Here is a 25,365-nt window from a genome sequence, read left to right on the forward strand (position 1 = left end):
GGGCGATGAAACTCTGCAGCTACGAGACCCAAGGCCGCCGCAGCTACGGCGTCCAGCGCGAGGACGGCCTGGTGGTCGACCTGAGAGCCCTCTTGGGGCTCGGCGCGCCCCCGACCCTGGAGGATCTGATCGAGGCCGGGCTCGACCTGGCCGCGCTTGCGCCCCGCCTCCAGGGCGCGCCCGGGCTCGACCCGGCGACCCTGACCTGGCTTCCGCCGCTGCGCAGGCCGGGCAAGATCATCGGCGTGGCGATCAACAACCGCATGGGACAGGCCGCCGCCTTTCGGCCCTTCGCTGACCCGGCCTTCTTCTTCAAGCCGTCCACCAGCCTGGTGGGTCATGGCCAGCCTGTGGTGGTGCGGGGCGACTATGGCCTGACCCATCCGGAGCCGGAGCTCGCGGTGGTGATCGGCAAGGCCGGCCGGGCGATCCCGGAGGATCAGGCGCTCAGCCACGTCTTCGGCTACGCCATCATCAACGACATCACCTCGCCGGGGCTGAAGGAGAAGGACTCCATCGAGATCGTCACCCCGCCCCAGGCCACCGGCGGCTATTCGGATTTGCTGGCCTGGCGTCAGGTGCGTGACGCCGATCATGCGCGGTCGATCTATCTGACCTATCACGCGCGCTCCAAGGGCTCGGACACCTTCGGTCCCATGGGGCCTTGGCTTGTCACCGCCGACGAGATCGCCGATCCCAACGCCCTGCCGATCCTGTCCTATGACGGGGATGAGCTGGTGTTCGAGGACTCCACCGCCAACCTGACCTTCAGCGTCCAGCGGATCATCGCCCACGTCTCGGCCTATATGACCCTGGAGCCCGGCGACATCATCCACTGCGGCACCGCCATGAAGCCGGCCGAGGGCGGGCGCTACCGGACGCTGACCGGCTGGGACCTGGCCAGGTCGGGCCGGCCGATGGCCATCGAGATCCCGGGCCTGGGGCGACTGGTCAATCCGGTCGTGGTCGAACCGTGAATCACGCCATCTAGGGCGGGAAAGTCTCGAAGAAGCGACCATGACCAAGGCCGATCCCGCCGACGCTGCGTCCGCCAGCACCCGTCAGCGCATCCTGGCGGCGGCGCGGGAGCTGTTCGCCGAGATGGGCTATTCGGCCGCTTCGATCTCCAAGATCGCCGCCCGCGCCGGGGTGCTGGCCGGATCGATCTACTGGGCCTTCGAGTCCAAGGAGAAGCTGTTCGCCGAGGCCCTGACCCAGGCGTCTGACGAATGGGGCGAGACCGCGCGGTTCTCGGCCAATGACCGGCGGATCGGGGTGGCCACCCTGCGCGAGGACCTGACCCTGCTGGCGGGGACCTTTGCGGACGGCCCGGAGTTCCTGCGGCTCCTGATGGTGGTGGCGACCGAACACCAGGCCTCGAGCCCCGAGATCCTCGCCGCCGCCGCCGCGGTCCGCCGCATGTGGCGCGAGACCCTGGAGCAGGGGCTGATGGCCGATCTCGCCGCCTATGACCCCGAGGCGGCCCTGGCCCTGGTCCAGCGCATCAGCCGGTTGGTGCTGCAACTGCTCGACGGCGTGTTCATGTCGCTGCAGATCGAGCGGGATCAGGTCTCGGCCCAGGCCCTGGTCGCCGAGGCCGCGGACCTGGCCGAGCGGGAGCTGAGCCTGGGCGTGGGACGCCTGCCGAGGGCTTGAGCCCTACTCCGCCGCCAGCTTCTCGATCTTGCGGGCGGCGTTGTCGATGGCGAGCGCGGCGCGGACCTCGACCCGGGCGTAGTCGGACTGCAGGCGGGCCAGCTCGGCCTGGGCCATGGCCAGCCGGGCCTTGGCGTCGGTCAGCTCGTCGGCGATCAGGAGGGCGCCCATCAGGAACAGGCGAGTGTCGCCCAGCTGGCCGACATCCTGGGACACCTGGCGGACCTGGCGGTCGAAGATGCGGGCCAGTTCGAGCAGGTGGGCTTCCTGGCCGTCCTCGCAGCCGACGGTGTAGGGCCGGCCGTTCACCTCAATGGTCATCTGGGCCATGGGTCAGGCCTCCTCGCCGACGGGTTCGTCCTCGGCCGCCTCTTCGGCGCCGGTGTCCAGGGCCGCCTGGATCTCGGCGATGGCGCGGCCAAGCGCCGCGGAGGCTTCGGCGCCCGCGGCCTCCAGGGCTTTTTCGCGCGCACGAGCCTCATCGAGCTCCGCCGCCAGGCGGGCGCGATCCTCCCCGAACAGGCCGCCGTCGGCCTTGTTCAGACGCTGCTCCAAAAGGGCGACCGCGCGATCCAGCCGCTTGACGGCCTGGTCGAGGGCGCTGTCGCCGGACTCCCGGTTCATTCGACGCTCCGAACTGTGACCGTTAATCTATAGACCGGGCCGGGGCGCCGCCGGAACCCGTTACGTTCCTGACCTTGGCTTGACCCTGGCCGGCGTGCGTGCCAACCCGCGCCCCAACAGCGACGCCGAAGGATTCAGAGGCCCCCCATGCCCGTTCAGATGCAGACCATGGCCGACGCCATCCGGGTCCTTTCGATGGATGCGGTCGAACAGGCCGCCAGCGGCCACCCCGGCATGCCGATGGGCATGGCCGATGTCGCGACGGTGCTGTGGACCAAGTTCCTGAAGTACGACGCCTCGCGTCCCGACTGGGCCGACCGCGACCGGTTCGTGCTGTCGGCCGGCCACGGCTCGATGCTGCTCTATTCGCTGCTGCACCTGACCGGGTTCAAGGCCATGACCCTGGACCAGATCAAGGCCTTCCGGCAGCTGAACTCCAAGACCCCCGGCCACCCGGAGGTGTTCCACACCCCCGGCGTCGAGACCACCACCGGCCCCCTGGGCCAGGGCCTGGCCACCGCCGTCGGCATGGCGATGGCCGAGCGGCACCTCGCGGCCAAGTACGGCGCCGACCTGGTCGACCACCGCACCTGGGTGATGGCCGGCGACGGCTGCCTGATGGAGGGCGTCAGCCACGAGGCGATCAGCCTGGCCGGCCGCCTGAAGCTCAACAAGCTGACCGTGATGTGGGACGACAACAACGTCACCATCGACGGGCCGGTGACCCTGTCCGAGAGCGGCGACCAGATCGCCCGCTTCAAGGCCGCCGGCTGGGCGGTGAAGGCCATCGACGGCCATGACGTCGGCCAGATCCGCCGGGCGCTCGCCTGGGCGACCAAGCAGGACCGTCCGAGCCTGATCGCGTGCAAGACCAAGATCGGCAAGGGCGCGGCCACCATGGAGGGTCATCATAAGACCCACGGCGCCGCTCTTGGCGCGACCGAGATCGCCGCCACCCGCGACAAGATGGGCTGGGGCGCTGAGCCGTTCCACGTGCCGGAAGACGTGAGCAAGGCCTGGCGCTCGGCCGGCCGCAAGGGCGCCAAGCTGCGCAAGGCCTGGGAAGCGCGCCTGGCCGCCTCGCCGGCCAAGACCGACCTGACTCGCGCCCTGAAGGGCGAACTGCCCGCTGACGCCTTTGCTCGCCTCGACGCCCACATCGCCGAGGCCGTGGCCTCGAAGCCGGCGGCCGCGACCCGCCAGCACTCTGGCTCGGCCCTCGACGCCCTGTTCGGATCGATCCCGGAAATGGTCGGCGGCTCGGCCGACCTGACCGGCTCCAACAACACCTTCGTCAAGAACACCCAGATCCTGGACGAGCCGGACTATTCCGGCCGCTATGTGAACTATGGCGTGCGCGAGTTCGGCATGGCGGCGGCCATGAACGGCATGGCCCTGCACGGCGGCGTCATCCCCTATGGCGGCGCCTTCATGGTGTTCTCTGACTACAGCCGCCCGGCGATCCGCCTGGGCGCCCTGATGGGCGTGCGGGTGATCCACGTCATGACCCACGACTCCATCGGGGTCGGCGAGGATGGCCCGACCCACCAGCCGGTGGAGCATCTGGCCGCCATGCGCGCCATGCCCAACCTGAACGTCTTCCGCCCGGCCGACGCGGTGGAGACCGCCGAGTGCTGGCGTCTGGCCCTGGAAGCCGCCAAGACCCCGTCCTTCATGGCCCTGTCGCGCCAGAAGGTCCCGGCGGTGCGCACAGAGGCCTCGGCTGAGAACCTCAGCGCCAAGGGCGCCTATGAGCTGCGGGCCGCTGATGGCGCGGCCAAGGTGACGATCTTCGCCTCGGGCACGGAAGTTTCGGTGGCCCTGGCCGCCCGCGACCTGCTGCAGGCCGAAGGGATCGGGACCCGCGTGGTGTCGACCCCCTGCTGGGAGCTGTTCGCGGCCCAGCCGGCGGCCTATCGCACCAAGGTGCTGGGCAAGGGCACCGTCCGCGTGGCCGTCGAAGCCGCCGCCAGCTTCGGCTGGGAGCGCTTCATCGGCGAGGACGGCGCGTTCGTGGGCATGGACGGCTTCGGCGCCAGCGCCCCGGCTGACCAGCTCTACAAGCACTTCGGCGTCACGGCCGAGGCCGTCGCCGCCGCGGCCAAGTCCAAGCTGGGCTAAGCCCTGCTGCGGGTCCAGGTTCGGGGCGCCTTCCCCGTCCAGCGCTTGAAGGCGCGGGAGAAGGCGCTCGGATCGGAAAAGCCCAGCAGGTAGGCGGTCTCGTTCACCGACAGCCGGCCGTCGCTGAGATAGGCCTGGGCCATGTCCCGGCGCAGGGCGTCGAGAACGGCCTCGAAGCTGGCGTCCTCCGCGGACAGCCTGCGGCGCAGGGTGGCCTGGGACATGCCCAGCGCCTTGGCCGAGGCGGCCATGCTGACCGCGCCGCGATGCATCTGGGTGATCAGCAGGCTCTCCAGCCGCGACCGCACCGAGCCCTGGGCCTCCAGCTCGGCCAGCAGCCGTTCAGCACGCTCGTTGAACACCCCGAAGACATAGCGGTTCGGATTGGCGGTCGGCAGGGACAGCCAGGCCGGATCGATCCGCAGGGCGTTGCGGGCCGCCCCGAAGGTCACCGGAACCTTGAAGATCGCATCATAGGCCCTGGCGTGGTCCGGCCTTGGATGGGTGACCTGGACCTCGAGGATGAAGGGCGTGTCACCGTTGCGGCGGGCGAACTCGCAGGCGAAGCGCGCAAAGGCGGCTTCGGTCAGTTCCGGGAAGGCGTTGGGGTCGGGTCGGCGATCCTCCAGCCACAGGCCATCGGCGTCCGGGACCAGCTGGAACCGCGCCTCGTCGCCGCCGGCGTCCACCTCGGCGATCAGGCGGCGATAGCGGCTGAGCTCGGCCAGCGCCTCGCCCATGGTCGGGGCCGCAAGGCAGATCAGGCCGACGATGCTGAACGCCTCGAAATTGGTCTCGGCGCTGAAGGCCAGGGGCAGGGCCGGGTCGGCGCTGGCCGCCTTGGCCGCCCGGACCAGGGTCACATATCGGGCCATGGGCACGCGACCGTCCTGGTCCTCAAGCTGCCTCGGGGCGATACCGGCGGCGCGCAGCAGGGCGTCGCGGTCGCAGCCCCGGCTGACGGCGAAGTCCAGGAAGGCCCGCGCATAGCCGGCGGACACCGTGCCGCCGGCGCGTCGCCGCGGTCTGGCGGCTGAGGTTGGATTCCTGACGTCTGCGGTCATGTACGGGCGGGGCTTCAGGTCCTTAGGTCCGGACGCCATGAGCCACACAAATCCCCACCCTGGCCAGACCCTCCGCGGCGGCGCGCCAGATCTGTCGTCCCGGGCCCTCACCCTCGCCGCCGGCCTCTGGGTCGGGACGACCGCGGCCGGGCTCGTCGTCTTCGCCGGCTATATCGCGGCCCTCTACGCCTGGGGCCTGGCCACCGGCGACCTGGACCGTTGGAACGCCGTGCTGCCGGCCGGGCATGGCTATGTGCCTGGCGATGTGAGGGGCAACCTGGCGCTCGGCCTGCATGTGTTCGCCGCCATCGCGGTGGCGCTCTGTGGCGCGATCCAGCTGATCCCGGCGGTTCGGCGGCGGGCGCCGCGCCTGCATCGCTGGAGCGGTCGGGTGTTCCTGACCCTGGGCGTGGGCGCGGCCCTGAGCGGCGCCCTGATCGCCCTGACCCGCGGGCCGGTTGCGGGACCCTATATGGCGGCCGGGAACCTGCTGGACGCCGTCCTGGTGCTGATCTTCGCAAGCATCGCCTGGCGGGCGGCGCGGCGGCGGGCCATTGACCAGCACCGGCGCTGGGCGCTGCGGGCCTTCATCGTCGTCTTCGGGGTCTGGTACTATCGCCTGCTGATGATGCTGTGGTTCGCCGCCCAGGGCGGTCCGGTCGGCCATACCGACGCCTTCGACGGCCCCTGGGACATCTTCCTGGCCTTCGCGCACTTCCTGCTGCCGCTCGCCGTGCTGGAGACCTACTTCCTCGCCCAGGCGCGGGGCGGGCCGACGGGGCGTCTCGCCGGGGCGGCCCTCGTGGCGCTTGCGGCGCTGGCGACGGTGGGCGGAACGGTGCTGGCGGCGCTTGGGATGTGGCTGCCCAGGCTGTGAGGCGGTTCCGCTCGCAGCCATCCTGATCTAATGCGGGGGACGCACCCTTTCAGGAGCCTCCCATGCGCCTCGGCACCCCGCTCAGCCCGTCCTCCGTCAAGGTCATGCTCCTCGGCTGCGGGGAGCTCGGCAAGGAGGTGGCGATTGAGCTGCAGCGGCTGGGCTGCGAGGTGATCGGGGTGGATCGCTACGCCAACGCCCCGGCCATGCAGGTGGCCCACCGCAGCCACGTGATCCAGATGACTGACGCCGCGGCCCTGCGGGCGGTGATCGCGGCCGAACAGCCCCACCTGATCGTGCCGGAGATCGAGGCCATCGCCACCGACGAGCTGGTGCGCATCGAGGCTGAGGGCCTGGCGACGGTGATCCCGACCGCGCGTGCGGCTCAACTGACCATGAACCGCGAAGGCATCCGCCGGCTGGCGGCGGAAGACCTTGGCCTGCCCACCAGCCCCTACGCCTTCGCCTCCTCCGAGGCGGAGCTGGCCAAGGCGGCGGCCGAGGTCGCGGGCTTCCCGTGCTTCGTAAAACCGGTGATGTCGTCCTCCGGCAAGGGCCAGTCCTATGTGGAGGCGCCTGAAGGGATCGCCTCGGCCTGGCGCTATGCGCTGGAAGGCGGCCGGGTCGAGCAGCCCCGGGTGATCGTCGAGGGGCGGATCGCCTTTGACTACGAGATCACCCAGCTCACCGTGCGCCACCGCACGGCCGACGGCGGGATCGCCACGGCCTTCTGCGCCCCCATCGGCCACCGCCAGGTCAAGGGTGACTATGTGGAAAGCTGGCAGCCCCAGGCCATGAGCCCCGCGGCGCTGGCCGCCGCCCGCGACATCGCCGGCAAGGTGACGGAGGCCCTGGGCGGGGTCGGCCTGTTCGGGGTCGAGCTGTTCGTGAAGGGCGACCAGGTCTGGTTCTCGGAGGTCAGCCCGCGGCCGCACGACACCGGCCTCGTCACCCTGGCCACCCAGACCTATAGCGAGTTCGCCCTGCACGCCCGCGCCATCCTCGGCCTGCCGGTAGACGCCACCCAGCGCGAGCCGGGCGCCAGCGCTGTCATCTATGGCGGCATGGAGGCTGAGGGCGTGGCCTTCGAGGGCGTGGCCGAGGCCCTGTCGGTTCCCGGCGCGGACCTTCGCCTGTTCGGCAAGCCGGAAGCCTTTGAGCGGCGGCGCATGGGCGTCGCCCTGGCCCGCGCCGCCGACACCGACGAGGCCCGTCGCCTGGCCAAGGCGGCGGCGGACAAGGTGCGGGTGGTGCGCGGCGGCTGAACCGCCCCGGCGAAGCTCTTTAAGAACACCATTGATAGATGGAAACCGGTGTCATGAACTATGACAGCGTTGTCTGACATAGTTCGCGACCGAACTTGACCCTGCGAGGGGTTGACTCAAGGCCCCCTGGACTCAAGAAACCCCCGCAAATCAAAAATTCGTGGCCAACGGGCCAGCCCAAACTCTCAAAGGAGTGATCTCGATGACTGTTCGCGTCGCCATCAATGGCTTCGGCCGCATCGGCAGGCTGGTCCTGCGTTCGATCGTCGAGCATGGCCGCAAGGACATCGAGGTCGTCGCCATCAACGACCTGGGCCCGGTGGAAACCAACGCCCACCTGCTGCGCTATGACAGCGTGCACGGCCGCTTCCCCGGCGACGTGAAGGTCAGCGGGGACACCATCGACGTCGGCTTCGGCCCGATCAAGGTCACCGCGATCCGCAACCCGGCCGAGCTGCCGCACAAGGACCTTGGCGTCGACATCGCCATGGAGTGCACCGGCCTGTTCACCTCGAAGGACAAGGCCGCCGCCCACCTGGACGCCGGCGCCAAGCGCGTGCTGGTCTCGGCCCCGTGCGACAACGCTGACAAGACCATCGTCTATGGCGTCAACCACCAGACCCTGACCAAGGACGACCTGGTCGTCTCCAACGCCTCGTGCACCACCAACTGCCTCGCCCCCGTCGCCAAGGTCCTGCAGGACCTGGCCGGCATCGAGCGTGGCTACATGACCACCATCCACTCCTATACCGGTGACCAGCCGACCCTGGACACCATGCACAAGGACCTCTACCGCGCCCGCGCGGCGGCCATGAGCATGATCCCGACCTCGACCGGCGCCGCCAAGGCCCTGGGCCTGGTGATCCCGGAACTGAAGGGCAAGCTGGACGGCTCCTCGATCCGCGTGCCGACCCCGAACGTCTCCGTCGTGGACCTGACCTGGGTTCCGGGGCGCACCATCACCGCCGAAGAAATCAACGAGGCCCTGAAGGCCGCCGCCGCGTCGGGCCCGCTGAAGGGCGTGCTGGGCGTCACCGACGAGCCGCTGGTCTCCATCGACTTCAACCACGTGGCCTATTCGTCCACGGCGGCCCTGGCCCAGACCCAGGTGATCGACGGCGGCCTGGGCCGCATCCTGACCTGGTACGACAACGAGTGGGGCTTCTCGACCCGCATGAGCGACACCGCCCTGGCCCTGGCGAAGCTGATCTAAGGGACATGATCCCGGCGTTCACCGCTCAAGCCGGCGGACGCCGGGACCCGGATCGCAGGGCGCATCGCCTCGCAGACGGGTCCCTCCTGACATTCCGGCCAATGCGGCGCTCCTTCATCTGGTCCCCGGCGTTCGCCGGGGTGAGCGGGTAACTGTCATGACCTTCAAGACCCTCGACGACGCCGACCTCCAGGGCCGACGCGCCCTGGTGCGGGTGGACTTCAACGTGCCGATGCACGACGGCCAGGTGTCGGACGACACCCGCCTGAAGGCCGCGGTCCCCACCATCGCGAAGCTGCGCGCGGGCGGCGCCAAGGTGGTGCTGCTGGCCCACTTCGACCGGCCCAAGGGCAAGGTCGTGCCGGAGATGAGCCTTGCGCCCATCGCCCCGGCCCTGGCCAAGGTGCTGGGCGCGCCGGTGGCCTTCGGGTCTGACTGTGTGGGGCCGGCCGCCGCTGACGCCATCGCCGCCATCAAGGCTGGCGACGTGCTGCTGCTCGAGAACGTCCGCTTCCATGCCGGCGAAGAGAAGAACGATCCCGAGTTCGCCAAGGCCCTGGCCGCGAACGGCGACCTCTATGTGAACGACGCCTTCTCGGCCGCCCACCGGGCCCACGCCTCCACCGAGGGCCTGGCCCACCTCCTGCCGGCCTATGCGGGCGAGCAGATGCGCCTGGAGCTCTCGGCCCTGGACAAGGCGCTGGGCAAGCCCGACCGCCCGGTGCTGGGCATTGTCGGCGGCTCCAAGGTCTCGACCAAACTCGACCTGCTCAGCCACCTGGTGACCAAGCTGGACAAGCTGGCCATCGGCGGCGGCATGGCCAACACCTTCCTGTTCGCCCAAGGCCACGAGGTCGGCGCGTCCTATTGCGAGAAGGACATGGCTGAGACGGCGCGCGAGATCATCCGCGTCGCCGGCCAGAACAACTGCGAACTGCTGCTGCCCATCGACATCGTGGTCGCCGAGGTGATGCAGCCCGGCGCCGCGGCCCGGGTGCGCAAGCTGGGCGCCGTGGACGAGCACGAGCGGATCCTGGACGCCGGGCCTGAGACCGTCGAGCGCCTCAACAAGGCCATGGACGCCTCCAAGACCCTGATCTGGAACGGCCCCTTGGGCGTGTTCGAGATGCCGCCCTTCGACAAGGGGACCATGGGCGCGGCGCACCACGCGGCCGAGCTGGCCAAGGCCGGCAGGCTGGTGGCGGTGGCCGGCGGCGGCGATACGGTCGCGGCCCTGAACGCCGCGGGCGTGGTGGGCGACTTCACCTTCGTCTCCACGGCGGGCGGTGCGTTTCTTGAATGGATGGAAGGCAAGGAGCTGCCCGGCGTGGCGGCCTTGTCGAAATAGAACAGATTTGATGGAGAACGGCCGATGGCCCGCGTAACCCTTCGCCAGCTGCTGGATCACGCCGCCGAGTACGGCTACGGCGTGCCGGCCTTCAACATCAACAACATGGAGCAGGCCCTGGCGATCATGGAGGCCGCGGAGGCCACCAATTCGCCGGTGATCATGCAGGCCTCCCGCGGGGCCCGGTCCTACGCCAACGACATCGTGCTGAAGCACCTGATCGACGCCATGGCCGAGATGTACCCGGACATCCCGATCTGCATGCACCAGGACCATGGCAATAACGAAGCCACCTGTGCGACCGCCATCCAGTACGGCTTCACCTCGGTGATGATGGACGGCTCGCTGAAGGCCGACGGCAAGACCCCGGCCGACTACGACTACAATGTCGCGGTCACCAAGGCGGTGGTCGACATGGCCCACTGGGTCGGCGCCTCGGTGGAAGGCGAGCTCGGCGTGCTGGGCAGCCTCGAGACCGGCATGGGCGAGAAGGAAGACGGCCACGGCTTCGAGGGCAAGCTCGGCCATGACCAGCTGCTGACCGATCCGGACCAGGCGGTCGAGTTCGTGAAGGCCACCGAGGTCGACGCCTTGGCCATCGCCATGGGCACCAGCCACGGCGCCTACAAGTTCACCCGCAAGCCGGACGGCGACGTCCTGGCCATGCACGTGATCGAAGAGATCCACCGCCGCCTGCCCAACACCCACCTGGTGATGCACGGCTCGTCCTCGGTGCCGCAGGACCTGCAGGAGATCATCAACAAGTACGGCGGCGAGATGCCCCAGACCTGGGGCGTGCCGGTGGAAGAGATCCAGCGCGGCATCAAGCACGGCGTGCGCAAGATCAACATCGACACCGACAACCGGATGGCCATCACCGGCGCAATCCGCAAGGTGTTCGCCGAAAAGCCCGGCGAGTTCGACCCGCGCAGCTATCTGAAGCCGGCCAAGGAAGCCATGCGCAAGATCTGCATCCAGCGCTTCGAGGAGTTCGGCACCGCCGGCCACGCCTCCAAGATCAAGGCCCTGCCGCTGTCGGCCATGGCCAAGCGCTACGCCGCGGGCGAACTGACCCCGAAGACCGGCGCCTGAGCTGACCAGGCTTGAGTTGAACGAGCCGCCGCAGGACGTCTGCGGCGGCTTTTTCGTGCGCCTAGCCGTCGATGGGCGCGCCGCGCATCTCCTTCACGAACAGGGCGCCGATGACCACGGTCACGGCGGCGACGACGATCGGGTACCAGAGGCCGAAATAGATGTTCCCCGTCGCCGCCACCATGGCGAAGGCGGTGGTGGGCAGGAAGCCACCGAACCAGCCGTTGCCGATGTGATAGGGCAGGGACATGGAGGTGTAGCGGATGCGGGCCGGGAACATCTCCACCAGGGCCGCCGCGACCGGCCCGTAGACCATGGTCACATAGAGCACCAGCAGGAAGAGCAGGCCCACGACCTTCACCTTGTCGATCTTCGCCGGGTCAGCCTTGGCGGGATAGCCGTGGTCGGCCAGCACGCCGGTCAGGTCCTTGGTCCAGGCCTTCTTGGCGTCGGCCAGCTCGGCCTTGGGAATGGCCTTGCCGTCCAGGCCCGGAACCACGGCGTCGCCCACCAGCACCTGGGCCGGGGTTCCGGCCGGGGCGGCCTTGTTGAGATAGGAGACCCCGGCGCCGGCCAGGGCCGACTTGGCGATGTCGCAGGACGAGACGAAGGCTTTCTTGCCCACGGGATCGAACTGGAAGGCGCAGTCGGCCGGGTCGGCGACGACGGTCACCGGCGATGTCGCTGTCGCTGAGGCCAGGGCCGGATTGGCGGCCACGGTCAGGGCCTTGAAGATCGGGAAATAGGTGAACACCGCCAACAGGCAGCCGGCCAGGATGATCGGCTTGCGGCCGATCTTGTCCGACAGCCAGCCGAACACCACGAAGAAGGGCGTGCCGATCAAGAGCGCCATGGCGACCAGCTCATTGGTGAGCACGCCATCGACCCGCAGCATCTTCTCCAGGAAGAACAGGGCGTAGAACTGGCCCGTGTACCAGACCACGGCCTGGCCGGCGGTGAGGCCCACCAGGGCCAGAATGACCAGCTTGAGGTTCGACCAGGTTCCGAGCGCCTCGGTGAGCGGGCGCTTCGAGGTGGTGCCCTCGTCGACCATCTTCTGGAAGATCGGGCTCTCGTTCAGCTTCAGGCGGATCCACAGAGAGACCAGCAGCAGGGCCAGGGAGACCAGGAAGGGGATGCGCCAGCCCCAGGCCTTGAAGGCGTCCTCGCCCAGCTGGGTGCGCACGGCGATGATGACGATCAGGGACAGGAAGAGGCCCAGCGTCGCCGTGGTCTGGATCCAGCTCGTATAGAGGCCGCGTTTGCCGTCCGGGGCGTGCTCGGCGACGTAGGTGGCGGCGCCGCCGTACTCGCCGCCCAGGGCCAGGCCCTGCACCAGGCGCATGACGATCAGGGCGATGGGGGCGGCGACCCCGATGGTCTTGTAGTCAGGCAGCAGGCCGACGGCGAAGGTCGACAGGCCCATCAGGAGCATCGTGACCAGGAAGGTGTTCTTGCGGCCCCACAGGTCGCCCAGCCGGCCGAACACCAGGGCGCCGAATGGCCGCACCGCAAAGCCGGCGGCGAAGGCCAGGAGGGCGAAGATGTAGCCGGTGGTCTCGTTGACCCCCGAGAAGAAGTGGGTGGTGATGAACCCGGCCAGCGAGCCGTAGAGGTAGAAGTCGTACCATTCGAACACCGTGCCGGCCGACGCCGCCCCGATGATCAGGCCGTGCCTGCGGCCCTCGGTTTCCCCCGCCATAGTCCGTTCCCCCCTAGGCGTCTGTTTGGAGCGGAGCCTAGGGGGAGTGGGGCGGGGGAGGCAACCGGCTTCACCCCTGCAGGCGGGCGGCCAGGGCCAGGACCGGCGGCGTGAAGGACAGGCCCGCGATGGCCAGCTGGGTGGCGATGATGGCGCCGGCGCCCCAGGCATAGGCCGGATGGACGCGGCCGCGGGTCCCGCGGTCATAGAGCACGGCGGCCAGCACGTAGAGCAGCATGGTCCCCGAGACCGCCCAGCTGCCCCAGGGGCCCAGCAAAGGCATGGGCAGCAGGCGGCCAAGCGCCGGCGACATGACCATGATCGTGCCGCACAGCATCAGCCGCTTGTGCCAGGCGGGATCGCGGCGCAGGGCGATGGCGGTGAAGGTCAGGCCTGCAAAGGTCAGCACGCTGGTGATGTCCAGCACCAGGAAGACCCCCGGCGGAAAGAAGGGCGGCACCCGGTGCATCTTGAGCGCCAGGACCGTCGTCAGGACCCCCAGCGCGACCATCACCAGGGCCAGACCCGCGCCGAACATCCCCAGCGCCCGGTGCAGGGCGATGGAGCCGCGCACCACCAGAGCGTTCTGGACCAGGTAGAAGAGGATCCAGAGGCTGAACACCGCCCCGTGGATGTGGACGTGCAGGGGCGCGGCGGCGAAGGCGGTCTGGGGTCGGGCCAGGGAGACGCTGAAGCCGACAGCCACCGTGACCGCAATGGCGCCGGCCATGGCCAGGAAGAAGGATCGGTCCGATCGGACCCGGGTGTCGTTCTGCGTCATCGCCGTCATGGCGGGCCTCCCTCGAATGTTGCGGGAAGGCTGGTCCGGGCGGCGCGAGGTCGAAAGGACCGCAGCCTGTCGGGAAACTGATTTTTTCCTGACGGACATGGCGTATCTAGGTTGTGGGGGAGGGGCCATGCCCGGGGGACTCGCCGATCAGCCGGATCTGAACCTGGGGCGCGCGCTTCTGCGGCCGTCCGCCTGCGAGGTGCTGGCCGAGGGTCAGCGCCTGGTGCTGGAGCCCCAGGTGATGCGGGCCCTGCTGGTCCTGGCCGAGCGGCCGGGGCAGGTGGTCTCCCGCCAGGCCCTGGTGGACGGCGCCTGGGATGGCCGCGCGGTGAGCGAGGACGCCATCAACCGGGTGATCTCGCGCATCCGCCGGCTTGCGGCCGAGACCGGGGCCTTTGATCTCAGCACCCAGCGCAAGGTGGGCTGGCGGCTGGAGGTCGCCGACACCTCCGAGCCTGCACCGCCTGCCGTTGAGGTGGGCCGCGAACCGGCGAGGCGCGCGCCACCGGTCTGGGCCTTGTTGCTCGCCGCCCTGCTGGTGGCGGTGGCGGGGCTTGGCGCCTGGCGGCTGCTGGCGCCGCGGCCCGTGGAGGTCTCCAGCCTGGCGGTCGCGCCCCTGCGGGCTGAGACGCCGGCGCTGACGCCCGAGGCCGCCCATCTGACCGCCGACCTTCAGACCACGTTGTCCCACATGCAGGGCCTGAGCCTAGTGGACGCCCAGGGGGGCGCCCGGCCGCCGGACCTGGTGTTGAGCGGGACCGTGTCGCCGGACGTCCCGCAGTCGGCGGTGAGCCTGGTGCTGACCGACCGGCGCAGCGGCGCGCGGGTCTGGGCGGCGCGGTTCGACGCCCATGGGGTGACCGACCCGACCGTGCGCGAGCGCGCCTTGTCGGCCGCGGCCCGCTACCTGGCCATCTGGCTGGGCGATCGGGTGCGGGGCGCGCCGGCCGCCCGCGAGCCGGAAGACCCCGAAGTCACCCGCATGATCCACGAGGCGCGCCAGACCCTGTCCGCGGCCCATCAGGCCCGGCACAACCGCGACTGGGCGACCTTCGCCCGGCTGGTGCGGCAGACCCAGGCCGCCCAGGCCCGGGTGCTGGCCCTGGACCCGGAGTCCTCCGCCGCCCTGATGCTGGGCTACCAGGTTGAGGGCGTGCCGGCCTTTCCCCGCCCTGAAGAGACGGAGGCCGACTATGCGGCCCGGCGGCAGAGGGCCGCCCAGTTGCTGGCCCGGGCGCTGGCCGCCAATCCGGATGACCCGGACGCTCTGGCGGCTACGGCGCGGGACTACACCTACGCCCTGCGCTGGGAAGAGGCTGAGACCCTGTACGCGCGGGCGGTCGCCATCGACCCCAACTCGCCGGACGCCAACACCTGGTACGCCTACGCCCTGGCCACCTCCGGCCGGTGCGAGGCGGCCCTGCGCCACGCCCGGATCGCGGCGGGCCTGATGCCCGGCGACAGCTGGCGCCAGATGGCCGTGCCGCGGATGCAGCACTGTGCGGGCCGCACCTCAGAAGCGGCCAAGGGCTATCGCGCCCTGCTGACCCGCGACCCCGGCAATGTCTTCGTCCTGCACGACCTCTACCTGATGCTGCTGGGCGCGCGGGATGCGAGGGTCCTGCGCAGGACGGCGGACGAGATTGCGGCCAGCCTCTGGCGGGGACGCCCGCCCACGCCGGTCGCCGCCCAGCTCGACCGCATGCGCCTGGCCGCCGACGCGCTCGAGGGGCGGCCCCAGGGCTTCCTGACGCAGCTGCGGGCCGAGGACCGGGCCCTGGCCGATCCCGGCGGGGTCTCCGGCGATGGGGAGGCCAAGTTCGGCAGTTCCTGGGGCGACCAGGCCTTTGTGCTGGCCTTCGAATACGCCCAGGCCGGCGAGAGGAAGCGCGCGCTGGAGCTGCTGCGCGGCGCGGTCAACGCCGGGTCCCTCTACCTGCCCTGGGCCCTGCCCTATGGGGCGCACGAGTTCCCGCCGGCCATCCGCGCCGACCCGGCCTATGGCGCGATCTGGAGATCATCGCCGGGCGTCGCGGACCTCATCGCGCGGCGCAAGGCGGCGAAGGGCTGACACTTGCTCTCGGGGAATAGGAAAAGGGGCCGCCCTTGCGGACGGCCCCTTCGGATAGTTCAAGCTTAAACGAAATCGCTTAGAAAATTTCAAAGAGGCCGGCCGCGCCCATGCCGCCGCCGACGCACATGGTCACGACGCCGTACTTCAGGCCGCGGCGCTTGCCCTCGTGCAGGATATGGCCGGTCGCGCGGGCGCCGGTCATGCCGTAGGGGTGGCCGATGGAGATGGCGCCGCCCGAGATGTTGTACTTGGCCGGGTCGATGCCGAGCTTGTCACGGCAGTACAGGCACTGGGAGGCGAAGGCCTCGTTCAGTTCCCACATGTCGATGTCGTCGATCTTCAGGCCGTTACGCTCGAGCAGCTTCGGGATCGCGAACACCGGGCCGATGCCCATTTCTTCCGGGCCGCAGCCGGCCACGGCCATGCCGCGATAGGCGCCGAGCGGGGTCAGGCCGCGACGTTCAGCTTCCTTGCGCTCCATCAGCACCACGGCGGCGGCGCCGTCGGACAGCTGCGAGGCGTTGCCGGCGGTGACGTACTTGCCTTCCTTGACGAAGATGCCGCCCTTGAAGACCGGCTGCAGCTTCTGCAGGTCTTCCAGGGTGGTCGAGGGACGGTTGCCCTCGTCCTTGGTCAGGGTGACTTCCTTTTCCGAGAACTCACCGGTTTCCTTGTTCTGGACCAGCATGATCGAGGTCAGCGGGGCGATCTCGGCGTCGAACACGCCAGCGGCCTGGGCGGCGGCGGTGCGCTGCTGGGACTGGAAGGCGTACTCGTCCTGGTACTCACGGGACACGCCATAGCGCTCGGCGACGATCTCGGCGGTCTCGATCATCGAGGTGTGGATTTCCGGAACGTGCTCGTTCAGCCACTTATCGCTGGTGCGATAGCGGTTCATCTTGTCGTTCTGGACGAGGGAGATGGACTCCAGCCCGCCGCCGACCGCGACGGTCGCGCCGTCGTTGATGATGTACTTGGCGGCCGTGGCGATGCCCATCAGGCCCGAGGAGCACTGGCGGTCGAGCGTCATGCCCGAGACGGTGTTCGGCAGGCCGGCGCGCAGGGCGGCCTGGCGGGCGATGTTGTTGCCGGTCGAGCCCTGTTGCAGGGCCGCGCCCATGACCACGTCGTCGATCTCGCCCGGATCAACGCCAGCGCGGGCCACGGCCTGGGCGATGGCGTGACCGGCGAGCTCAGCGCCCGAGGTGTTGTTGAAGGCGCCGCGATAGGCCTTGCCGATCGGCGTGCGCGCAGTGGAGACGATGACGGCTTCCCGCATGTTTTGGACTTCCTCTTACGGTTGGGGAGCGCGCCCCTTGACGTAAGGGGAGCATAGGGGCCGAAAAAACCGCCCGAACGCAGAGCGCCCGGGCGGTCCTTCAGAACTTAGAGTTGGCCGAACTTCTTGCCTTCGGCGACGACCTTTTCGAGCAGGGCGGCCGGCTTGAACTGGTCGCCCATCGTGGCCTGGAATTCCTTCATCTTCGCCAGGACCTTCTCCGGGCCGACGAGGTCGCCGTAGAACATCGGGCCGCCGCGATAGACCGGCCAGCCGTAGCCGTTCTGCCAGACCACATCGATGTCCGAGGCGCGGATGGCCTTGCCCTCTTCGAGGATCTTCAGGCCTTCGTTGATCATCGGGAAGATGCAGCGCTCGAGGATTTCCTCGTCGGAGATCTTGCGCGGGTTGGCGCCCGACTTGACGATGAAGTCGTTGATCACCTTCTCGGTGAAGGCGCTCGGCTTGGCGTTGCGGTTTTCGTCGTAGTCGTAGTAGCCGGCGCCGGTCTTCTGGCCCCGGCGGTCGGCTTCGCACAGCACGTCGCGGATGCTTTCGCCGTTGGACTTTTCCTTGACCCAGCCGATGTCCAGGCCGGCCAGGTCGCTCATGGCGAACGGACCCATGGGGAAGCCGAAGTCATAGAGCACCCGGTCGATATCCCAGGGCATGGCGCCTTCCATGACCAGCTTCTGGGCTTCGCGCTGGCGGGCGCCTAGGATGCGGTTGCCGACGAAGCCGGGGCAGACGCCGACCAGGACGGCGATCTTGCCGATCTGCTTGGCCAGCTTCATCGAGGTGGCGATCACGCTGTCCGAGGTGTGGTCGGCGCGGACGATCTCCAGCAGCTTCATCACGTTGGCCGGCGAGAAGAAGTGCAGGCCGATGACGGCCTCGGGACGCTTGGTCACCGAGGCGATCTCGTCGATGTTCAGGCCCGAGGTGTTGGTGGCCAGGATCGCGCCCGGCTTACAGATGGCGTCGAGCTTCGCGAAGATGTCCTTCTTGATGTCCATGCGCTCGAACACCGCCTCGATCACGAGGTCGACGTCCTTGAAGCTGTCTTCCATGGACAGGGAGCCGGTGATCAGGGCGCAACGCTCTTCCACCTGGGCCGCGGTGAGGCCGCCGCGCGAGGCGGTGCGCTCGTAGTTCTTGCGGATGGTGGCCAGGCCGCGGTCCAGCGGCTCCTGCTTCTGCTCGACGATCACCACCGGGATGCCGGCGTTGGCGAAGTTCATGGCGATGCCGCCGCCCATGGTGCCGGCGCCGATCACGCCGACCTTCTTGACCGGGATCAGCGGCACATCGTCGGCGATGCCCGGGATCTTGGCCGCGGTGCGTTCGGCGAAGAAGGAATAGCGCTGGGCGGCCGACTGCGAGCCGGTCATCAGCTCCATGAACAGCTTGCGTTCAACGGCCATGCCCTCGTCGAAGGGCAGGTTCACCGCCGCTTCGATGCAGCGGATGTTGTATTCGGGGGCCAGGAAGCCGCGGAACTTGCGGGCGTTGGCCTTGCGGAAGTCGGCGAAGATTTCCGGCTTGCCGCGGTCGGCGGCGACCTTGGTGTCGTTGTCGCGGACCTTCACCAGCGGCTTGTTCTCGGCCACCAGCTTGCGGGCGTAGGCGATGGCGGCGTCGCGCAGCTTGCCTTCCTCGGCCAGCTCGTCGACCAGGCCCATGGCCAGGCATTCCTTGGCCGGCACGTGCTGGCCCGAGGTCATCATCTCCATGGCGCGCTGGGCGCCGACGATGCGGGGCAGGCGCTGGGTGCCGCCGGCGCCGGGCAGCAGGCCCAGGTTCACTTCCGGCAGGCCGCACTTGGCCGAGGGAACGGCCACGCGGTAGTGGGCGCAGAGGGCCACTTCCAGACCGCCGCCGAGGGCGGTGCCGTGGATCGCGGCGACCACCGGCTTGGGCGAGCCTTCCATCATGTCCTGGACTTCGTTCAGGCCCGGACCCTTGGAGGCGCCGCCGAACTCGGTGATGTCGGCGCCGGCGATGAAGGTGCGGCCTTCGCAGATCAGCACGATGGCCTTGGCGGCCGGCTCGGCGATGGCGGCCTTGAAGCCCTCGAACAGGCCCTCACGCACATTGGCGGACAGGGCGTTCACGGGCGGCGAATTCAGGGTGATGACGGCGACGTCGCCTTCGATCGTCAGGTCGGTCACCGAATTGATGGCGGTCATGCGGCGGATCCTCGATTTGAAATGACTGGTGGTCCGCTCTTGGTCTGACGGACCTTGATTCAAACGCTTGTTATAGGCCCGCTTGGCTTGGCGCGAGTCAAATGTGCGGAGGCTTTGCGGGGCTCCGGAGCGGGTCTATGAGCCTTCCATAACGTCAAGCAAGGAAGCGCCCCATGGCTCTCGACATGTTCTCCCTGGAAGGCCGCGTGGCCCTCGTCACCGGCGGTTCGCGCGGCATCGGCAAGATGATCGCCAAGGGCTTCATCGACCAGGGCGCAAAGGTCTATGTCTCCTCGCGCAAGCCCGCCGCCTGCGACGAGACCGCCGCCGAGCTGGGGCCGAACTGCATCTCCCTGCCCCAGGACGTCTCGACCGTGGAAGGCTGCCAGCAGCTGGCCAAGCGCCTGACCGCCCTGGAGCCCAAGCTCGACATCCTGGTGAACAACGCCGGCGCCGCCTGGGGCGCGCCCTTTGACGATTTCCCGGAGAGCGGCTGGGACAAGGTCATGGACCTGAACCTGAAGTCGCCCTTCTTCCTGACCCAGGCCCTGCACGGCGCCCTGAAGGCGGCCGGTAGCCATGAGCGGCCCTCGAAGGTCATCAATATCTGCTCGATCGACGGCATCCGCCTCAATCCGCAGGAGACCTATTCGTACCACGCCTCCAAGGCCGGGCTGATCTACCTGACCCGCCGCATGGCCGCCCGCCTGGTCGAGGACGGCATCGTCATGACCGGCATCGCGCCGGGCGCTTTCGCCTCGGAAATGAACCGCGTGGCCCGCGACCAGGGCGACATCATCGCCAAGCGCATCCCCATGCGCCGGATCGGCCGCGACGAGGACATGGCGGGCTGCGCCATCTACCTGGCCAGCCGGGCCGGCGACTATGTGGTGGGCGAGACCATCGCGGTGGACGGCGGCGTGGCCCTGGCCACCACCGGCCCGCTCTAGGACGCGTCCCGGCGCCCTACTGGCGCCACGGAAACCGGAACAACTCCGCTTCGGCGCGATTTGAGCTAGCTTCAGCGCCGAAGCGGACCCTGACTTGACGACACACGACGCCCCGCCACAGCCGAAAGCCCGCCCGCGCCCCACCGTCTGGCGCGTGGGCCTGGTGTTGGGCCTGACCGCCGCGGCGGCCGGGGCGCTGGGCGTCTACGCCGCGCGCCGCAGCCTGGCGCGCGACGCGGTGACCAGCTGGCTGCGCGCGCAAGGCGTCGAGGCCGAGATCGCCTTCCAGGCCTTTGATCCCGGCGGCTTCACCGGCTCCCTGCGAGTGGGGCCGGCCAAGGACCCGGACCTGACCGCCGAGGTGGCGGAGATCCGCTACAACCTGGTCGGCTTCTGGACCGGCGATCCCTTAGGCGCGCGGGTGACCTCGGTGCGTCTCGTGCGGCCGACCCTGAAGGCCCGGCTGAAGGGCGGGGCGCTCAGCCTGGGCGCCCTCGATCCCCTGGTGGCCAGGCTCAAGGCGCGGCCGAGCACAAACCTGCCCTTGCCTGACATCTCCATCGAGGCCGCCCGGCTGCGGCTGGACACCGATCAGGGCCGGCTGGCCGGCGGCCTGGACGCCCGGGTCGACCACGGCCGGCTGCAACGACTGGACGCCAGCCTGGATGCGGCCCGCCTGGCCGGGCGCGGCTGGAGCGCGGCCCTCAGCGGCGGTGAGCTGCACCTGGTCACCCATGGGTCGCGGGTGGCGGTGGCGGCGGCGGCGCGGATCGACGCCGCCCAGGTCCAGGCCGGGCGTATGGAAGCCGGCCAGATCAATCTCAGCGGCGAACTGCCCTATCCGGACCTGGCGCGAAAGCAGGTGCTGGGCGAGGCGGTGCTCACCCTGACCACCGAGGCGCGGCGGGCCGCCTGGGGCGACGGCCCCCGCGAGATTTGGGCGACAGGCCTGCGCCAGACCGCCACCTTCCGGGGCCAGGGCGGCGGCTGGGCGGATCGCCTGACCCTGGACGGCGCCGTGACCGGATCGGCCCACGCCCAGCGCGCCTCGGCGGGCGGGGCCAGACTGCACGGCCTGGACCTCGGGCTCGACCTTTCCGACCTGACCTGGATCCGCGCCGGGGGCGACCAGGCTCGCGGCCAGGCGCGGGTGACCCTGGCGGCGGCGGGCCTCTCCCAGGGCGATCTGAACCTGACCGGCCTGGCCGCGGCCCTCAATGGCCCGGCGGCGTTCAGCGGCGAGGGCCTGAGGACCCGACTGGACGCGCACCTGGGCGCCCGCGGCGGCTGGACGGGCTTGGGCGCGATCAAGGCCGGCGATGCGCCGGGGGACGCGGCCCTGAAACGCGCCCTGGCCAGGTTTGACGTCACCGCGCCGGGCCTTGTCCTGGCGGTGGCGCCCGAGGGGCTCAGTATCGCGGCGCCCCGCCCGATCAACCTGCTGACCTCGACCGGGGGGCGGGTCACCCTGACGGCGGCGGGACCCGCCCTCTACGCCAAGGGCCAGGGCGGCTTCCGCCTGGTCGCCGACGGGGGCGGCCTGCCGGCCGCGGACCTTGTGGTCGATCACTATCAGGCGGACGCGGCCGGCGTGACCGCCCAGGCCCGGCTGGTGGCGGCGGGCTCCATTGGCCCGGTGGTGGATGGCAGGGTCGAGACCCGGGGCCAGGCCCGGATCGCCGGCGGCGGCCTGAGCTTCACTGCGGATAATTGCGCGAGCCTGGCCGCCGGGCGGCTGGAACTGGGCGCGAATGACGTAACCGACCTGGCCGGGCGGCTGTGCCCGGACGGGGCGCCCCTGTTGCGGCTGGACAAGGGCTGGAGCGTCCGCGGCCTGGCCCGCGACCTGGCGGCCCGGGCGCCCTTCCTTGAAGCGCAGGTGAGCGAAGCCGCCGGGCCCCTGAGCCTGCAGGCGCGCGGGGGCGACCTGGCCCTCACCGCCGACGTCCGTTCCGCCCGCCTTCAGGACACCGCCGCCCAGACGCGGTTCAATCCGGTGACCGCCAGCGGCGTCGTGCGCCTGGCCGGCGGTGACTGGACCGGCGATCTGCGGCTGGCGGACACGGCCCGGCGGCCGCTGGCCCGGGTCACCCTGGCCCATGACGGCGCGACCGGCGAGGGCGGGCTGAAGCTCGACACCGGGACCCTGGCCTTTACGCCAGACGGCCTGCAGCCCGCCGCCCTGTCGCCGGCCGCGGGGGTGGTGGGCTCGCCCGCCGAGGGCCAAGCCAGCTTTGTGGGCCGCGTCGACTGGACGCCGCAGGGCGCGTCCAGCGAGGGCGTGCTGAAGGTGGACGGCCTGGACTTCACCAGCCCGGCCGGGGCGGTGAAGGGGCTGGAGGGGCAGGTGGTGTTCACCAGCCTTTCGCCCCTGCGGGCCGCGCCGGGCCAGAGCCTGAAGGCCCAGAGCATCGCCGCCATGACCCCCTTGACCGGCGCCGAGGTCCGCTTCGGCATCGACCGAGAGGCGGTGCAGGTCGAGGGCGCCCAGGTCGGGGTCAGCGGCGGTCGGGTGACCCTGGAGCCCTTCGAGATCCCGCTGGCCGGCGGGGTCTGGCATGCGGCGATCCAGGTCGACCGGGTGCAGCTGTCCGACCTCGTGGAGGCCTCGCCCTTCGCCGACCGCATGGACCTGACCGCGCGGGTGAGCGGCCGCATCCCCTTCGCCATCACCGCCGAGGGCGTCCGGATCGAAGGCGGGGACCTGCACGCCGTGGAGCCCGGCAAGATCACCATCCGCCGCGACGCCCTGACCACAGTTCAAGGCGAGGGCGGCGAGGCGGTGGCGAAGGGCGCGCCGGCCGCGGCCCAGGCCGCGGTGGCCAATCCGGCGGGCGCCCAGGACCCCTATTCCGACTTCGTCTACCAGGCCATGGAGGACCTGGCCTTCACCGAGCTGTCGGCCAAGGTCGCCTCGCGGCCGGAGGGGCGGCTGGGGGTGATCTTCCACATCAAGGGCGAGCATTCGCCGCCGACGCCCCAGGCCATTCGCCTGACCCTGCGCGAAATCCTGACCCGGCGGTTCCAGCGTCAGCTGCCCCTGCCCTCGGGCACCAAGGTGGATTTGACCCTGGACACCTCGGTCAACCTGGATCAGCTCTTGTCCGACCTCGCCGACTATCAGCGGCTGCGCGGTTCACGCCCGGTTCAGCCATGACCATCCAGCCTCAAGCCCAGACGTGGAGATCCGTAATGACATCCGCCCAACGCCCGGTGTTCGGGCCCGCGCTATTGGCGCTCGCCCTGGCGGCCTGCGCGCCGACCCTGCATGTGGATGTGAAGCCGATCACCATCTACGCCAAGCTGGACGCTGACGTCCGCCTGCGCCTCGACGCCGACGTCAAGGCGCTGATCCAGAAGAACCCGGACCTGTTCTAAGGTGACCCTGCCGATGCGAAATCCCCTGTTTCCCGTGGCCGCCGTAGTGGTCGGAACCCTGATCGCCGGCGCCGCCCACGCCGACGTCGCCGCCGCCAAGGCTTTGGTCGACGCCGCCAAGACCGCCGGGACCGTCGGCGAGCAGGCCGACGGCTTCCTGGGCTTTGTGAAGGGCTCGGCTGACAGTGAGACCACTGACGCTGTCAACGAGATCAACGCCGGTCGCCGACAGGTCTATGCCCAGGCGGCGGCCAAGAGCGGCCCCGCCGTGACCCCGGAGGCCGCGGGCGCCGCAGCCTTCCAGAGCGTGATCTCGGCCAAGATCAAGCCGGGCGAGTTCTACAAGCCCGCGGGCGGCGGCTGGGTGCGCAAGTAGGGCGCCCCGCCTTCAGTTCGGCTTGGCGCTTGGCCCCCGGCTCCGATACACAGGTCGTCTAGGTCCGCGCCGAAGACGCGCGGCGGGGGTGGAGACCACATGTCCGAGCGCGGCGGGGGCCGGTCGACCGATCGTTTCGAGAGGAAGCGCGAGGCCATCCTCGACGCGGCGACCCTTATCCTCAACCGCGAGGGGGTGAAGGGCCTGACCCTCGGCGTCGCCGCCGCCGGCGTCGGCCTGTCGACCACCTCGGTCACCTATTATTTCAAGCGCAAGGACGACCTGGCGGCGGCCTGCCTTATGCGCGGGATCGCCTGGCTGAACGCCGCCGCGGACGAGGCCCTCAAGGCGCCGACCCCGCCGGATCGCCTGCACCTGTTGCTCAGCCTGCACCTGGAGCGGCTGAGCAAGGCCGCCACCGGCGAGGGCCCGGCCATGCCGTCCCTGGCCGACATCCGCGCCCTGAACAATCCTTGGCGCGGCGAGGTCACCGAGGCCTTCATGAAGCTGTTCCGCAAGGTGCGGTCGCTGTTCGACGCCCCGGACATGGCCTGGCTGGGCCGGGGGCGCAGGACGGCGCGCACCCACATGCTGCTGGAACAGCTGTTCTGGGCCGGGGCCTGGCTGCCCAAGTACGACCCTGAGGACTATCCGCGCATCCGGGACCGGATGTTCGACATCCTGGTGGGCGGGTTCGCCACAGAGGGGGCGGAATGGGCCCCGGCGCCCGCGCCGCTCGCCGAACTGGCCGCCCATGACGGCACCGAATCCGGCCGCGAGACCTTCCTGCTGGCCGCCACCCGGCTGATCAACGCCCGGGGCTACAAGGGCGCGTCGGTGGACAAGATCTCGGCGGCGCTCAACGTCACCAAGGGCAGCTTCTACCACCATCACGACGCCAAGGATGACCTGGTGGTCGCCTGTTTCGACCGCACCTTCGAGGTGATGCGCCGGGTGCAGCGCCTGGCCATGGCCCAGGCCGGCGACCAGTGGACCAAGCTGTCCAGCGCCGCGGCGGCGCTGTGCGAATACCAGCTCTCGGAGTTCGGGCCGCTGTTGCGCACCTCGGCCCTCTCGGCCCTGCCCGAGGCCATGCGCGACGAGCAGGTGGCCCATTCCAACCGGGTCTCGGACCGCTTCGCCTCGATGATCTCGGACGGCATCGCCGAGGGCTCGATCCGGCCCATCGACCCGGCTATCGCCGCCCAGATGCTGAACGCCACCCTGAACGCCTGCGCCGAGCTCGGCTTCTGGGTGCCGGGCGTGACCCAGAAGGCGGCGCCCTCGGTCTTCGCCCGGCCCCTGCTGATGGGCGTCTTTACGCGCTAGAGCGTGATAGCCGAAAGTGGAAGCCGGTTTCGGCGGCC

21 protein-coding genes are annotated in these 25,365 nt (G+C 69.8%); 14 read left to right on the forward strand and 7 right to left on the reverse strand.

Translation table 11 applies throughout. The features are described 5' to 3' along the window. Positions 1 to 5: 5 nt before the first annotated feature. Entirely contained in the window at positions 6 to 977 is a 972-nt protein-coding gene (locus ACFQ27_RS12335) for a fumarylacetoacetate hydrolase family protein (protein ID WP_377353800.1), read from the forward strand. A gap of 40 nt (positions 978 to 1,017) precedes the next feature. Continuing rightward, complete coding sequence (locus ACFQ27_RS12340) at positions 1,018 to 1,656, forward strand: TetR/AcrR family transcriptional regulator (protein WP_377353801.1); 639 nt, start codon at positions 1,018 to 1,020, stop codon at positions 1,654 to 1,656. Between the two features lie 3 nt (positions 1,657 to 1,659). Here ACFQ27_RS12340 and ACFQ27_RS12345 read toward each other — a convergent pair whose 3' ends face one another. Next, positions 1,660 to 1,986, reverse strand: coding sequence for a cell division protein ZapA (locus ACFQ27_RS12345; protein WP_377353802.1), 327 nt, complete (start codon positions 1,984 to 1,986; stop codon positions 1,660 to 1,662). A gap of 3 nt (positions 1,987 to 1,989) precedes the next feature. Then, positions 1,990 to 2,280 carry a DUF4164 family protein gene (locus tag ACFQ27_RS12350; protein WP_374343476.1) on the reverse strand — a complete coding sequence of 97 codons (291 nt, stop codon included), beginning with the start codon at positions 2,278 to 2,280 and terminating at the stop codon, positions 1,990 to 1,992. 147 nt (positions 2,281 to 2,427) lie between these two features. Here ACFQ27_RS12350 and tkt point away from each other — a divergent pair, with 147 nt between their 5' ends. Continuing rightward, positions 2,428 to 4,401, forward strand: coding sequence for a transketolase (tkt, locus tag ACFQ27_RS12355; protein WP_377353803.1), 1,974 nt, complete (start codon positions 2,428 to 2,430; stop codon positions 4,399 to 4,401). Here tkt and ACFQ27_RS12360 read toward each other — a convergent pair. Further along, the gene (locus tag ACFQ27_RS12360; protein ID WP_377353804.1) at positions 4,398 to 5,402 is read right to left on the reverse strand and encodes an AraC family transcriptional regulator; all 1,005 of its coding nucleotides are present in this window, start codon (positions 5,400 to 5,402) and stop codon (positions 4,398 to 4,400) included. The two genes, tkt and ACFQ27_RS12360, sit on opposite strands and share 4 nt — an antisense overlap. Positions 5,403 to 5,502: 100 nt before the next feature. Here ACFQ27_RS12360 and ACFQ27_RS12365 point away from each other — a divergent pair, with 100 nt between their 5' ends. From ACFQ27_RS12365 to fba, 5 genes are all read left to right on the forward strand, one after another. Then, the gene (locus ACFQ27_RS12365) at positions 5,503 to 6,342 is read left to right on the forward strand and encodes a DUF2306 domain-containing protein (protein ID WP_377353805.1); all 840 of its coding nucleotides are present in this window, start codon (positions 5,503 to 5,505) and stop codon (positions 6,340 to 6,342) included. A 62-nt stretch (positions 6,343 to 6,404) separates the two neighbouring features. Continuing rightward, positions 6,405 to 7,607, forward strand: a complete 1,203-nt coding sequence (purT, locus tag ACFQ27_RS12370) for a formate-dependent phosphoribosylglycinamide formyltransferase (RefSeq protein WP_377353806.1) — start codon at positions 6,405 to 6,407, stop codon at positions 7,605 to 7,607. A 202-nt stretch (positions 7,608 to 7,809) separates the two neighbouring features. Continuing rightward, the gene (gene gap, locus ACFQ27_RS12375; RefSeq protein ID WP_377353808.1) at positions 7,810 to 8,820 is read left to right on the forward strand and encodes a type I glyceraldehyde-3-phosphate dehydrogenase; all 1,011 of its coding nucleotides are present in this window, start codon (positions 7,810 to 7,812) and stop codon (positions 8,818 to 8,820) included. 157 nt (positions 8,821 to 8,977) lie between these two features. Continuing rightward, positions 8,978 to 10,168, forward strand: a complete 1,191-nt coding sequence (locus ACFQ27_RS12380) for a phosphoglycerate kinase (RefSeq protein WP_377353809.1) — start codon at positions 8,978 to 8,980, stop codon at positions 10,166 to 10,168. Positions 10,169 to 10,192: 24 nt separating this feature from the next. After that, entirely contained in the window at positions 10,193 to 11,260 is a 1,068-nt protein-coding gene (gene fba, locus ACFQ27_RS12385; protein WP_374343462.1) for a class II fructose-bisphosphate aldolase, read from the forward strand. Positions 11,261 to 11,321: 61 nt separating this feature from the next. Here fba and ACFQ27_RS12390 read toward each other — a convergent pair whose 3' ends face one another. Both ACFQ27_RS12390 and ACFQ27_RS12395 read right to left on the reverse strand, forming a co-directional pair. After that, a complete protein-coding gene (locus tag ACFQ27_RS12390; protein WP_377353810.1) occupies positions 11,322 to 12,962 on the reverse strand; it encodes an MFS transporter in 1,641 nt (546 codons plus the stop codon). 70 nt (positions 12,963 to 13,032) lie between these two features. Beyond that, positions 13,033 to 13,752 carry a hypothetical protein gene (locus ACFQ27_RS12395; protein WP_377353811.1) on the reverse strand — a complete coding sequence of 240 codons (720 nt, stop codon included), beginning with the start codon at positions 13,750 to 13,752 and terminating at the stop codon, positions 13,033 to 13,035. Between the two features lie 127 nt (positions 13,753 to 13,879). Here ACFQ27_RS12395 and ACFQ27_RS12400 point away from each other — a divergent pair, with 127 nt between their 5' ends. Continuing rightward, a complete protein-coding gene (locus tag ACFQ27_RS12400; RefSeq protein WP_377353812.1) occupies positions 13,880 to 15,823 on the forward strand; it encodes a winged helix-turn-helix domain-containing protein in 1,944 nt (647 codons plus the stop codon). 79 nt (positions 15,824 to 15,902) lie between these two features. On the opposite strand, the gene ACFQ27_RS12405 is transcribed toward ACFQ27_RS12400, so the two are convergent. Further along, positions 15,903 to 17,105, reverse strand: a complete 1,203-nt coding sequence (locus tag ACFQ27_RS12405; RefSeq protein ID WP_374343448.1) for an acetyl-CoA C-acyltransferase — start codon at positions 17,103 to 17,105, stop codon at positions 15,903 to 15,905. A gap of 107 nt (positions 17,106 to 17,212) precedes the next feature. After that, complete coding sequence (locus ACFQ27_RS12410) at positions 17,213 to 19,294, reverse strand: 3-hydroxyacyl-CoA dehydrogenase NAD-binding domain-containing protein (protein WP_374343446.1); 2,082 nt, start codon at positions 19,292 to 19,294, stop codon at positions 17,213 to 17,215. Positions 19,295 to 19,467: 173 nt separating this feature from the next. On the opposite strand from ACFQ27_RS12410, the gene ACFQ27_RS12415 reads away from it, so the two are divergent. The 5 genes from ACFQ27_RS12415 (at position 19,468) to ACFQ27_RS12435 (ending at position 25,327) form a co-directional block, all read left to right on the forward strand. After that, positions 19,468 to 20,244, forward strand: a complete 777-nt coding sequence (locus ACFQ27_RS12415) for an SDR family oxidoreductase (protein ID WP_374343444.1) — start codon at positions 19,468 to 19,470, stop codon at positions 20,242 to 20,244. 94 nt (positions 20,245 to 20,338) lie between these two features. Further along, a complete protein-coding gene (locus ACFQ27_RS12420; RefSeq protein WP_377353813.1) occupies positions 20,339 to 23,401 on the forward strand; it encodes an intermembrane phospholipid transport protein YdbH family protein in 3,063 nt (1,020 codons plus the stop codon). A gap of 35 nt (positions 23,402 to 23,436) precedes the next feature. Next, positions 23,437 to 23,622 carry a YnbE family lipoprotein gene (locus ACFQ27_RS12425; protein WP_374343440.1) on the forward strand — a complete coding sequence of 62 codons (186 nt, stop codon included), beginning with the start codon at positions 23,437 to 23,439 and terminating at the stop codon, positions 23,620 to 23,622. Positions 23,623 to 23,635: 13 nt separating this feature from the next. Continuing rightward, on the forward strand, positions 23,636 to 23,998 hold the full coding sequence (locus ACFQ27_RS12430; RefSeq protein WP_374343438.1) for a YdbL family protein: 363 nt from the start codon (positions 23,636 to 23,638) through the stop codon (positions 23,996 to 23,998). A gap of 99 nt (positions 23,999 to 24,097) precedes the next feature. Next, positions 24,098 to 25,327 (forward strand): TetR/AcrR family transcriptional regulator, encoded by a 1,230-nt coding sequence (locus ACFQ27_RS12435; RefSeq protein WP_377353814.1) that lies wholly within the window; start codon positions 24,098 to 24,100, stop codon positions 25,325 to 25,327. The last annotated feature ends 38 nt before the right edge of the window (positions 25,328 to 25,365 follow it).

This window comes from Phenylobacterium conjunctum (assembly GCF_042679085.1).
GTDB classification, from domain to species: Bacteria; Pseudomonadota; Alphaproteobacteria; order Caulobacterales; family Caulobacteraceae; genus Phenylobacterium; species Phenylobacterium conjunctum.